The organism is Microcoleus harperi Pol14_C6 (assembly GCF_036701295.1).
GTDB lineage: Bacteria > Cyanobacteriota > Cyanobacteriia > Cyanobacteriales > Microcoleaceae > Microcoleus.
Genome location: NZ_JAUBQN010000026.1, coordinates 67,407 through 79,845, shown reverse-complemented (window position 1 = coordinate 79,845; position 12,439 = coordinate 67,407). Strand labels below are relative to the sequence as shown.

10 protein-coding genes are annotated in these 12,439 nt (G+C 47.3%); 4 read left to right on the top strand and 6 right to left on the bottom strand.

Going from position 1 to position 12,439, the window contains the following annotated elements; genetic code table 11:
* Positions 1-4 precede the first annotated feature (4 nt).
* From QUA27_RS18010 to nblR, 4 genes are all read right to left on the bottom strand, one after another.
* Positions 5-220, bottom strand: a complete 216-nt coding sequence (locus QUA27_RS18010) for a DUF2949 domain-containing protein (RefSeq protein ID WP_333069463.1) — start codon at positions 218-220, stop codon at positions 5-7.
* A 115-nt stretch (positions 221-335) separates the two neighbouring features.
* Positions 336-548 carry a hypothetical protein gene (locus QUA27_RS18005; RefSeq protein WP_333069461.1) on the bottom strand — a complete coding sequence of 71 codons (213 nt, stop codon included), beginning with the start codon at positions 546-548 and terminating at the stop codon, positions 336-338.
* A gap of 493 nt (positions 549-1,041) precedes the next feature.
* Positions 1,042-1,557 carry a DUF192 domain-containing protein gene (locus QUA27_RS18000; RefSeq protein ID WP_333069459.1) on the bottom strand — a complete coding sequence of 172 codons (516 nt, stop codon included), beginning with the start codon at positions 1,555-1,557 and terminating at the stop codon, positions 1,042-1,044.
* A gap of 77 nt (positions 1,558-1,634) precedes the next feature.
* The gene (gene nblR, locus QUA27_RS17995; protein WP_006632044.1) at positions 1,635-2,330 is read right to left on the bottom strand and encodes a response regulator transcription factor NblR; all 696 of its coding nucleotides are present in this window, start codon (positions 2,328-2,330) and stop codon (positions 1,635-1,637) included.
* Positions 2,331-2,555: 225 nt separating this feature from the next.
* On the opposite strand from nblR, the gene rbsK reads away from it, so the two are divergent.
* Positions 2,556-3,482, top strand: coding sequence for a ribokinase (gene rbsK, locus QUA27_RS17990; protein WP_333069457.1), 927 nt, complete (start codon positions 2,556-2,558; stop codon positions 3,480-3,482).
* A 186-nt stretch (positions 3,483-3,668) separates the two neighbouring features.
* On the opposite strand, the gene QUA27_RS17985 is transcribed toward rbsK, so the two are convergent.
* Positions 3,669-4,943 carry a RuBisCO small subunit-like domain-containing protein gene (locus QUA27_RS17985; RefSeq protein WP_333069455.1) on the bottom strand — a complete coding sequence of 425 codons (1,275 nt, stop codon included), beginning with the start codon at positions 4,941-4,943 and terminating at the stop codon, positions 3,669-3,671.
* A 128-nt stretch (positions 4,944-5,071) separates the two neighbouring features.
* Between QUA27_RS17985 and QUA27_RS17980 the strand changes: the two genes are divergently transcribed.
* From QUA27_RS17980 to QUA27_RS17970, 3 genes are all read left to right on the top strand, one after another.
* Positions 5,072-6,343 carry an aspartate aminotransferase family protein gene (locus tag QUA27_RS17980; protein ID WP_333069454.1) on the top strand — a complete coding sequence of 424 codons (1,272 nt, stop codon included), beginning with the start codon at positions 5,072-5,074 and terminating at the stop codon, positions 6,341-6,343.
* A gap of 573 nt (positions 6,344-6,916) precedes the next feature.
* Entirely contained in the window at positions 6,917-8,104 is a 1,188-nt protein-coding gene (locus QUA27_RS17975) for an RNA-guided endonuclease TnpB family protein (RefSeq protein ID WP_333069453.1), read from the top strand.
* Positions 8,105-8,144: 40 nt separating this feature from the next.
* Positions 8,145-11,801 carry a CHAT domain-containing protein gene (locus QUA27_RS17970; RefSeq protein ID WP_333069452.1) on the top strand — a complete coding sequence of 1,219 codons (3,657 nt, stop codon included), beginning with the start codon at positions 8,145-8,147 and terminating at the stop codon, positions 11,799-11,801.
* Positions 11,802-11,893: 92 nt separating this feature from the next.
* Here QUA27_RS17970 and QUA27_RS17965 read toward each other — a convergent pair whose 3' ends face one another.
* The gene (locus QUA27_RS17965) at positions 11,894-12,328 is read right to left on the bottom strand and encodes a CAAD domain-containing protein (RefSeq protein WP_333069484.1); all 435 of its coding nucleotides are present in this window, start codon (positions 12,326-12,328) and stop codon (positions 11,894-11,896) included.
* Positions 12,329-12,439 lie beyond the last annotated feature (111 nt).

Sequence of the window (12,439 nt, the reverse complement as noted above, 5' to 3'; positions counted from 1 at the left end):
CCTTTTAATATGCTTCGGATAACCAATCAAAGATTTTATCCAACTGTTCGAGAGTGACTAAACCGTATTGCCACAGAACCATCGGCAAGGAATTCGGGTCTTTATCACGCTGGCGCTGTTTGTCACCGCCACGACGTTCGGCGACAGCAATTGACGCGGGCGAAATTGCCAAATCTTCTTGTAAAAATCGAATTAATCGAGTGTATTTAGCGGGTGCCATGTGATTTCACCTCTAAGTATAGGACACCATTTTCTGATGTGAACCTGATGTTTTTGATGAGTAATAAGCCAGTTTTAAATTTGTCTTGTTACCGTCGATAGCTTTTAAAACGCTATTAACGGTTCAACTGCCAAACGTAATGCTGAGTGCGAGCGCACAAGCTAACCTTTCCCAAAAAGTGAAAGGTTTTGCAATTTTGCTGATGTCGGCCCGATCGACTTGCGATCGCGATCGAACCTAAACTGAATACCTCGGCATCTTTGGAGCGCGAATCAGAATAAATTCTGCTACCTAAAACTACTAAACCAAGTTCAGAGTTTAACTTCATCTGCCGAAATGCAGAATCCGCAAATCTACTTCGGGAAAATTAGTTAGATATTTCGATCAAACCCGAAACTGCTACCAGAAGTTAAGTTTGCCAAATACCGCCAATTAACTTGGCTCGTAGCATATTACTTTAGATAGGTTTAGTAGATTTAGCTCGATCGCCAGAACTTCCAGAGAATTTCTTTTCGTGTTGCTACACCTTGAGGCTGAGTATCGTCTCTCAGGATTGGTAACGAGTCGCTGACTCGTCTCATACCTGCGACCAAGAATCTACAGCTTCCGGAAACAAGCTCAAGTCCTGACTGACTGAGATCGACATCGTAGCAAATCTTTGGGTGTTTGTACTGAATCTTACATTAATATTCTAATAGATTTAATCAATTTTTGTAAAGTTTCTAAATTTTCGCCGGTATTCCGAAGGCAGGGGGATCTCTGGGCGATGGAAAGCGGGGGATTGTGTCTGTCTGCAGGTTTTACTGAAACAGTCCGAAGTTTTACTGAAAAAACTCAATTTCAATACGATCGCCCACTTTGACACCGAGTTCAGCAGCCCGCCCGCCCCGGAGTTCAATCACTCGATCGACAGCAGTATCCGGCCCGTAGGTAGGACAAGGATCGGCAGTACAAGGAGGTGCAGAAACTTCGATCGCCTCAACCACCCCATCCCGGACAAAAATCATATCCAGAGAAATCTTGCAATTTTTCATCCAAAAATTGACCCCTCGCGCCGGTTTAAACTCAAACAGCATTCCTCTGTCATCCGGCAAAGAAGTTCTGTACATTAAACCCATAGCCTGCTGTTCCACTGTTTTCGCCACTTCGAGTTCGATTGGGCGATCGCCTATCCGAGCTCTAGCAGAAACAGGCAGCAGTTGACCCGATGTTTTCGCCGTCGGAGACCGATCCGCCACAATACCAGTAGCACCAGCATTGGCGATCGGTAAAGTCGGCGAACATCCCAGCAAAAATATACTTACTCCAATACCGAGCAAAGTAGCTAAATAATTCATATTGATTTTAGATTTTAGATTGGTAATTGACAATTGGACATTGGAACTAGCCAACAGTCAACAGTCAACTGACTGCTTCAAGCTTCTCGCATCACATAGCCAACACCGCGCACCGTCTGAATCAAACGCTTTTCGCCCTCATCTTCAATTTTGAGCCGCAGATAGCGGATGTAAACCTCAATTACATTCGACTCGCCCAAAAAGTCGTAACCCCAAACATTTTCCAGAATTTGTTCGCGAGTCAAAACCTCGCGGGGATGTTCCATCAAATACTTTAGCAGCTCAAATTCCTTCATCGTCAGGTCGATCGCCCGTCCGTTCCGTAGGGCCCGCCTAGAGGCCAAATCCAAAACTAAATCGCCAAACCTCAATTGTTCGTTGCTGCTGTTATCCGGCTGCAAATACAAGCGCACCAACTGCAAAAACTCCTCAGTGCGGTAAGGTTTGAGAAAATAATCATCCGCCCCAGCTTCCAAACAAGCTACGCGATCGTCAACTGTATCGCGACCGACCAGTAGCAGCACCGGCACCCGATTGCCAATACTTCTGAGGTAAGAACACAGTGATAGCCCCGACTCAGCGCCAAGTATCCGGTCAATTACAATCAAAGCAGGCTGCAATTCATGAGCTAAATTTTGGCCGGTGGCGGTGTTAGAAGCTACTACGGGTTCATAGCCGGAGGATTTTAAGTCTAGACTCAAGTGTCCGGCGAGAACTTCGTCTGTTTCAACTAGCAGGACACAGGGATTGCGATCGAGAGTAATTGCAGCCATTGAATTGACCGATGAAGACCATAACTGTTCTAGCACGTCTTAAGGGACAGTTGACAGTTGACAGTTGACAGTTGTCATGGGAGAGGAGGAGATTGCCAGAGGGAGAGATTGCGAGAGTGCGACAATTACCAATTACCAATTACCACTTACTAGATTCAATTTTAAAATCAGAGGACTGAAGTCCTCACTACCAACCTAATTACCAATTACCCAATTCAACCATCCATGACCATCATTGTATTTGGCAGTATCAACATCGACCTAGCAGCAAAAACTCGCCGGTTGCCGCAGCCAGGCGAAACTATCATCGGTAGCAATTTTTTCACAGCAGGCGGCGGCAAAGGAGCAAATCAAGCCGTCGCCGCCGCCCGTCTCGGCACTTTCACCCACATCATCGGTCGCGTAGGCAACGATAAATTTGCTGAAGAATTATTGACAAATTTACAATCTTATGGTTTAAGTACAGACAATGTATTAATAGACCAAAACACTCATTCAGGAGTGGCAATTATCGCCGTAGACGAGACAGGTCAAAATAATATTATTGTGATTCCGGGGGCGAATAACAATGTCGGTGAAGCAGATATAGAACGTCTCAAAAAACTCTTAACAGCAGCTACATCCTTGCTGTTACAGTTAGAAATTCCCCTGGAAGTTGTCCAAAAAGCTGCGAAAGCTGCTCGTCAAGCGGGGGTGCGAGTTATTCTCGATCCAGCACCAGCTAGGGCGGATTTGCCACTGGAACTTTATCCGCTAATTGACATTATCACGCCGAATGAAGTGGAAGCGGGCCAGTTAGTCGGTTTTCGGGTGAATGACACGGAAACAGCGATTTTAGCTGCCAAACAGTTGCAGGAGCGCGGTGTCAAGAATGTTATTGTCAAATTGGGCGAGCGCGGGGCTGTTGCTGTTACGGCGGATGAAACCTTTTTTGTACCGGCTTTTGCTGTGGAGGCGATCGACACTGTGGCTGCTGGCGATGCTTTTAACGGCGGGTTGGCCTCTGCATTAGATGCCGGTCTGTCCTTGTCAGAGGCGGTGCGGTGGGGCGCAGCAGCGGGCGCTTTGTGCACAACTAAAAGGGGTGCTCAAGTTGCTATGCCCGATCAGGCAACTTTTGATAAATTTTTGCAGAATAGACTTCTTGCATAAATCTTTGATAGAGCCGGTCAACCGCAGATTTCAGGGAGATAAACACAGATAAACGCAGATAATTTTAAGATAGGAAAGCGAATGAGTACAAAAGGTCTCTTGTATGTCAAGGAACAATCAAACAATGAGTGGGGTGGGCACGCGAACCCGCCCCGAATATTAGATTTAAATGCGTAACAGCTTACCCTAATTTGGCCGCTGAATAATTGTTTCAGCTACCCGCCGCTTGACTTTTGGATCGATACCAATCAGCCGCACGTATTCGCCGCCGTGTTCCGCCAAACAAGTTTCTAAAGATGCAACCACATCTTTTTCCTGTGCACTGTTAATCGTCGCGCAACTTTGCCAAGAACCAGTTTTAAATCGGCGATTATCTGCATATTCCATGCCAATTTTGCAGCCTCTTGCTAACAACTGCTTTACTTGTTCCAATACCTCGGAGCTCAGCCGCGCCGCATGACCGTTACCACCTTCAGAACTTGGCTCAACGTAAGCCTTATAATATTTGGATGACGGGTCGTTTAATTCACTTTGCGTGGGCGCAGCAGCAGGAGGATTGGGGGTTCCTTGAACGTTAAACAGCCGCGATTGGTTGTATTCATCTACTAAGCGCATTTCCTTAATCCGCTTTTGTTGGCCCACCATCAAACTGCCCATTTCTAATAAATGAGCGAGGCTGAAATTCGGGTTATGGAAATCTGGCGCTGCTTCCAAAGTGTTTACCAAACGCTTGGAAACTCGCTCAATTCCTATTTTGTGAATAAATTCGCGGATTTGTTCGTCATAAATGCGCGATCGCAAAGCGCTAAAAAAGTCGATCGACTGATCGGCAAAATTATCCACTAACCCCACAATATCGCTTTTGGACAATTTGTCGGACTCAAAAATTCCTCCAACAATGCCAATTTTATCATCCCGACTGGGTTCCCAATAAAACTTTTCCATCCGCCCGTCGCGAATCAGCGGCGCGTACAGCGTAGAAAAATCATTTCCGGTGACAATAATCGGCACTCGGTGCAGCGGCGTACTGTCGTAACTTCCCGGTAACTGCACGTTAGTTGGATTGTCAGCAATATTCATCAGAGTCGCATTGACTAGCTGAGTATTGACGGTATATTGAGTAGTACTATCGAACCTGCCAGCACCGGCATCCAAATCGTTAATAAAGATGGCGCACATCTCGCCGCGCACCCGAATTTGCTCCGCAGCTTCCCGGTAGCGCAAGCGAATTAAACGCGCCGGATCTCCGGCATCCGGGCTTTCTAATTCCCCACCAGATATCATCACCGGTTCAAAGCCCATGCGCCGAAAAACCAGTTCGGTTTGAAAAGTTTTGCCTTCTCCTTTGCGGCCGTGAATTCCCAAAATTAGGGGAACTCTTACCCCTGGCAAATTTAAAAAGTTCTTAGTGACGTGCACCGCAACTTTATCGAGAAAGTTAGGAGAAATGTAATAACTCATCAGTAGATTTGTGAGGGATTAATTGAAGTTACTGTTATGATTTTATGACAAAACTAACAGCCTGCACCGCTAACCTGGATTTTTACCGTACAATCGAGGTCTGAATATTATGTGTTAAGGAGCGATTCGTGAGTCCAGAAACCTTACTAAAAGAACCAAGCGTGCAAGCCGAAGCCAGTCCCTTCAGTTCTGAGAGCTTCGACAGCTATGTAATGACAACTTACGGGCGTTTTGCGATCGCCCTAGAACGGGGCCTGGGCTGCCACGTGTGGGATACCGAGGGCCGCGAATATCTCGATTTTGTGGCTGGTATTGCTACCTGCACTCTGGGACACGCCCACCCGGCAATGATTGCAGCGGTAACTCAGCAAATTCAGACCCTGCACCACGTTTCTAACCTTTATTACATCCCCGTACAGGGCGAGCTGGCAAAGTGGCTTGTAGACCATTCTTGCGCGGACAGAGCCTTCTTTTGCAACTCCGGTGCAGAAGCTAATGAAGCGGCAATTAAACTCGCCCGCAAGTACGCCCACGAAAAATTAAATATCTCGAATCCGACAATCATTACCGCCGTTGCGAGTTTCCACGGACGGACTTTGGCGACAATTACGGCCACGGGACAGCCTAAGTATCAGAAGGGTTTTAGCCCTTTGGTTCCCGGATTTCACTACGTGCCCTACAACGATATTAGTGCGATCGAAAGTGCGATCGAGCAACTCGACAAAGACGAACGCCAAGTAGCAGCAATTATGCTGGAAGCGCTGCAAGGCGAAGGCGGAGTTCGCCCCGGAGATCTCGCCTACTTCCAGCGCATTCGGGAAATTTGCGACGAAAAAGGCATTTTGCTGATTCTCGACGAAGTGCAAGTCGGGATGGGACGCAGCGGCAAATACTGGGGCTACGAAAACCTCGGCATTGAACCGGATATCTTTACCTCTGCCAAAGGGTTGGGCGGCGGTATCCCGATCGGCGCTATGCTGTGCAAATCTTTCTGCGATGTATTTGAACCGGGAAGTCACGCCAGCACTTTCGGCGGCAATCCTTTTGCTTGCGCTGTAGCTTTGTGCGTTTGCCAAACTTTGGAACGGGAAAACCTTCTGGAAAACGTGCAGCAGCGCGGGGAACAGTTGAAAGCAGGCCTCAACAAGTTGGCGGCAGCATATCCGCATTTAATTGCCGAAGTGCGTGGCTGGGGTTTGATTGTCGGGATGGAATTGCAAGCTGACATCGAACTGACATCGGGCGATATCGTCAAATCTGCGATCGCCGCAGGAGTTTTGTTGGTTCCCGCAGGGCCGAAAGTGCTGAGGTTTGTCCCGCCGCTGATTGTCACTGCTGCTGAAGTCGATCGAGCTCTGCAGGCAGTAGAATCAGCGCTGCGCTCTCAAGCGGTACAGTAAAATCTACGGAGTTGATTTTTGTTAGCTGTAGCGCTGAAACTAGCGCAATATCCTAGATAACTCACTTAGTCGAGGACACACTCTTCCTCAGAAACCGGGTTTCTTTCGAGATTCCTCGTTACCAAACCCAATAGTTTCCCAGAAACCCGGTTTCTTAGCCTAAGTCCGATCGGGGTAAAAGTAAACCCGTCCCGCTGCAAGTCTGTCGGGGCGGGTTTGTCAAGTTTAGAACTGTCTGTGAAACCCGCCCCCAGACGGTGACGGCGCTTTTAACCGGGATTTTATTAAAGAGCAACGCGCAAAATTATACTATTAGCGATTGTAGGTGCTAGTTTCGTTATCTGCGTGTCTGTTGGGACTTGTGAATCCTGGTTTAACTGTTTCGCGCCCTTCCAACTCAACTGAGTACCGTTATAGTGGGAAGGCGGGTGACGGCGATTGCATCCTCAAGTAATTTTGGCTATCGCTTTCAAGAGAGAAAATATGTAATCCTCGTCACAAAATTTTTTGGTAATGCTTTGATAATCAACTGTATATTGTGAGAGAATAGAAGAACCAAGGAGGTGATGTTGATTGCTACACAAGGCTATCCAAGTTCGTTTGTATCCTACCCAAAATCAACAAATACAAGTAGCTTCAACTTTTGGGGGTGCGCGTTGGTGGTCTAATTACGATCTAAATAAATCAATTGAAGTTTATAAAAAAACTGGTAAAGGACGTGGCTGCTCCGGCCTCAACACACTTTTGCCTGCTCTCAAAAAATCCGATGGAAGTGTAGGGTTAACTCAGTATTACAGCCAATTAGGGCAAGCTGCTACGCTCAACTTAACGACTGCATACAAAAAGTTTTTTGATGAAATGGCTGGGTTTTATAAGTTACCATATCAAGCTAAAAAACTGTTATTTCAGCATCCTAAAAGCGTCAAATTTGTGTGTACTATAATTTTAAATTATAGGAGAATGACCCCGAAGAAAATAAATAGATATAGATTAAGTGAGGAAAAAATTGAGATTTCACTTATTCGCAAAAAATATTCAGGTAAATATCTTGTATCTATACTGAATGAAATCAAGAATGCTGAGAACCATAAAACAAAAGAAGGTAGAATTCCTGGCGATTTAAAAGTATCTAAATATGACAATGCCAAGAATTTTGCCAAGCAGGAGAAGAACTTGAAGCGCCAGCAGCAAAAGTTAACAGCCCAGCATAAAAGCAGTAATTCTGAATACAAAGATAGAAAAGCTGTGGCAAAGGTAGGCGATCGGTTTAGGAAATTGTGGCAATATTTTCTACATAAACTTAGTTATAAGTTGGTCAGCTATCGCCTCGATGTCATAGTAGAAAACTTTCATTTCTGGAACGGGATTCGCAATCAAAATTTGGCGAAAGCAATATCAGATAAGGTTTTGGGAAGTTTTACCAACTTCTTAGTCTACAAGTGGGAACGCAAAGGCGGGAACTTAGTCGAGATTGATAGAGGGGTTTTCAGTTCTAAACTCTGTTCTAATTGTTTCTATCAAATGACAGAGATGCCATTAGATATGAGGGAATGGACTTGTCCTCACTGTGCTACCGATCGCGATCGGGAGGGGAACGCAGCGATAAAGATGAAAGCAGAAGGTATCAAAATACTAAAGGCGGAAGGTTCAGCCGTTTCGGCTTTAGGAGGCGAGGTAAGACCAAAGGTTGGACGAAAGTCTCAGCTAAGGCACTCGCCTATGAGTACAGAAGCCCCTACTATATTCGGTACTACGATTTAGCGGTGGGTAGTTCACTTGGTTGCACGGAAGCAGCGCTCCTATGGTTAATAGTTTGGCGGAATGCACGATGGACGAACAGCGTCGCAAAACTGATGTTAATATGCTCCAAGCGCTGCTGGAAAATCCTGGCGACTCAGGAATAGATTTGATTTTGAGGACGAACCCAAAGTCGATCGACTTTGGGTTCGTGCAAACGCTTTATTTGGAAGAAGTGGCACTGACGCGAGAAAGCTTGCTGAAAGCTGCAAAATTTTTCCAAAGGGCGATCGCACCCTTAGAATCTGCAAAAGGGAGTTATAAATTGCCCGCAACCGGGGCAGCCTATCTGGCTTTTTTAGCAGAAGTATTGCAGGCAGTCGCGCGCGGCCCTGATTCGCAGCACCTGTACTCGCTGCTGAGAAACAATTTAGACAAACTCGACCAGAATTTCGCACAACTGCTGCGCCACTGGGCCACTTTGGTGATTCCTGCTGCCAAAGAATCGGAGACTAGGCGGATTGCAGCGTTAATCGGCAATTTGAGCAACAAAATTGGGCGGTTTCCCCTCGGCAGCAAAGCTCACAACTTGGAAATCGAAATTGCCGGTTACGAAACAGTTGCCAAGGTGTTTACCCGCAAAGACTTTCCCCAAGAATGGGCGGTGATGCAAAACAATCTGGGCAACGCTTATAGCGATCGTCCCAAAGGTGATAAGGCTCAAAATATCGAACAGGCGATCGCTTGCTTTGAAAATGCCCTACAAGTACGCACGCCCGAACAGTACCCGGAACAGTGGGCGACGCTGCAAAACAATCTAGGCAACGCTTACAGCGAGCGTCTCAGGGGAGATCCGGCAGACAATCTAGAACACGCGATCGCCTGCTATCAAAACGCGCTGCGAGTTCGCACCCGCGAAACTTTCGGGGAAGAGTGGGCGAGCACTCAAAACAATCTCGGCCGTGCTTACAGCCGGCGGCTGCGGGGCAACCGAGCTGAAAATCTGGAACTGGCAGTCGCTTGCTACCACAATGCTTTGCAAGTCTACAACCGCAAGGTGTTTCCCCGGCGTTGGGCTACAACTCAAAATAATTTGGCAAATGCTTACTGCGAGTTGCTGCGGGGCAACCGAGCTGAAAATCTCGAATACGCGGTTACGTGCTATCAGAGAGCTTTGCAGGTGCGGACTCGGGAAGCTTTTCCGCAGCAGTGGGCGACTACTCAAAGGAATTTGGGCCGGGTGTTTGTCGATCGCATCAAAGGCGATCCGGTGGAAAATTTGGAAATGGCGATCGCCTGCTATCAAAATGCTTTACAAGTCTACACCCGCATCAAATTTCCCGAAGCTTGGGCTTCGATCCAAACTTACCTCGGTAGGATCTACAGTCGGCGGGTGAAAGGGGAAAAAGCCGAAAATATGGAAATGGCGATCGCCTGCTATCAAAATGCTTTGCTGTTTTGCAACCGCCAAAAATCTCCCGAACGCTGGGCGATGCTGTGTGCCTACCTCGGCCGCGCTTTCTGCGAACACGTGAAAGGGGAAAAAAACCGTAACCTAAAAAGCGCGATCGCCTGCTATCAAAATGCGGGCGAAGTCTACACCAGGCAGGCATATCCCAACCGCTGGGCAATGCTGCAAATTTATCTCGGCAGGGCTTATTCGCAACTGACAGAGGCGGAAGACTTGTCCCACATGGAAAGCGCGATCGGCTGCTATCACAGCGCCTGTCAAGTCTACACTCGCGAAACCTATCCCCACCGCTGGGCTGAAATTTTATTTTATTTGGGTCAAGCTTACCGAGTTCGAGGCGACTTGCTTCGCGCCTACGGGGTTTTTACTGCTGCTGTCGATACTGTGGAATTCTTGCGTTGCGAAGTAGGGGTTGATACAGTCGATTTTGGCGATCGGGCGAGTACCGAAAAAGTCAAATTAACCCGCACTTGGGCGGGACTCTATAAATGCCTGGTGCAAGTCTGCTTGGAACTCGGCGCTAGCCAACCTGAATATTACGCTAAGGCTCTGGAATACGCCGAACGCCACAAAAATCGGAATTTGGTAGAACTGCTGGTTAAATGCCACTTGACTCCGAAAGCCACAATTCCGGCAGCGGTGCGAAGCGAGTTGGAGTCGCTGCGACTGGAAATAGCGGGGGAACAGCGGCACCAAGAACAGGGAGAACCTGAGCCGAACGCGACCTTGATTTCTGAGGGCGATAGCCAAGGTTTGAACAGCGGTTCTCTGGTGCCGAACTCGGACTTCATGCACTTAAATCAATTGTGGAAGCAGTTTGATAGGTTGATTGCGCGGGAGGTGCAGGCAAACGACCCTTTCTTCAGCCTAGCTCACAAAGTTGAACCGATCGCTTTCGAGCAAATTCGCCAATTGTTGCCTGATGACAATTGCGCTGCTGTGGCGTGGGCGAGTTTGGGGGAGTTGCTGGTTGCTTTTGTGGTGGTAAAGAGTGCACAATATCCCGCCGTTCACCTGTGTTCCCTCCAAAATGCTTTGGCTGCCGAAACTTGGGCCCAGGAGTACCTCAGCGCTTATTCTGAACAAAAAGGTCGCTGGATCAATCATCTCCCGGCTCGCCTCAAACGCTTGGCTGCGATACTGGAAATCGATCGAGTGGTGGCGCTGATTCCGGAGAATTGCGATCGGCTGATTTTTGTGCCGCACCGATTTTTGCACGCTTTGCCACTCCACGCTTTGCCTTTGGCGGGGAGAGACGGGTTTGAGGAGGATGGGGGAATTTTTAGGTCTGGGTGGAGCGATCGCAGCGGTTTTGATGTGGAAACCTACAGCCTTTCGGATTTTTCTCAAAGTTCGTCTTTTGGCGACGTTGCAGCGCCTGCTGCTTATTTGATCGATCGATTTGCCGGAGGAATTCGCTATGCTCCTAGCTGTCAGCTATTGCTGTTGAGACAAAGTGCACGCGGAGCGGCTATTGGTCGGTACAGACCCGGTTTGCAGCAGCTTTTGGCAATTCCAACTTTCACCAGAGATGCGTTCTACAGCAACATTGAAATCGGCAAGATTTCCCAGTATTTTGCCAGTACAGAAGTTGTGCGCCATAAGCCGGCAATTCAAGAGGCTTTTTCCCAAGAAATGTCTGCTAATAATGGGAATTTGCCTCAGAAAATAGGGCAGTTGCAGCAGAAAAAATGCGCTCATTTTGCTTGTTTGAGTTTGCTTAATTTGGCTTGGCCACTGAAATCGGCAGTGTTTTTGAGGAATGATTCTCTGAGTTTAGAGGAAATTTTTAATCTGGATTTGCGGCAATATTTTTTAGTTACTTTATCGGGTTGCGAAATTGCCGCTGGCGGAGTTAGCGGTGCTGGAGGAGATTTTGTGGGTTTGTCAGCGGGTTTGTTGTATGCTGGCACGTCTAGTGTGGTTAGCAGTCTTTGGAAGGTGAACGATGTTTCTACACTGTTGCTGACGAGCAAGTTTTATGAAAATCTGGGACGGTTTTCTCGGTTGCAGGTGGGAGATGTGGCGATCGCGCTGGGGGACGCTCAAAGGTGGCTGCGGGATTTGACTGGCGAGGAATTGGAGGTGTTGCTGGCGGATTTTCAACCTCAAATTTCGCAAATGTTCGATCGGCTTTCTCAAAGTTCTCGCCTGATTGCGGAGGCTTCTTTGCAGCAAATTCGCAACCGCAAACCCTATCCTTTTGCCAATCCTTATTATTGGGCGGCTTTTACTGCGGCTGGGGTTTAGTGATTAGTGATTAGTCATTTAAAAACCCGAAACTGACAACTTATTTAAAGTTGTCAGTTTCGGGTAAAAATTCAACGAATTACAGCAAAAGTTTAGGATTTTTTGCCGAAAATTTGTTCTTTCAAGGCTTGAATTTCTTGACCTAATTGTTGCCGATTGGACGATCGCAGCAAATAGCGGTAGACAAACCACACCGCGTATCCGATACCAATTAGCTCGAATGTGGGTGCTAGCAGGGGGATGTCATTGAGTTCGTCTACTATGCCCAAAAGCACTTTCAAAGAGATAATCGAGGCTAAAATTACACCGATAACAGTCAGGGGACTTTTGTACTGTTCGTAAAAGCTGCCGATGTAAGCGGGAAACTCGGACAAAATTGCGAGAATTTGTTCTTTGATCTGCTGGGTCTGACTTGGTGTTTCGTCGGTAATTATGACTTTTGTGGTATCGCTGGAACTGTCTGCTTCACTTCCGGCAGGAATTTCGGTAATGATAACGGTTGTTTCTGGTTCGTTTGATGAAGTCATTTCTCCACTCGCAATAGTTTTTTGCTGGTTGGCGGCAGGTATTTCAACTGCTGCTGCGACTGTTTCAAGAGCCGGTATTTCGACTGCTGCAACCTCCCCGTCGGTTGGTTC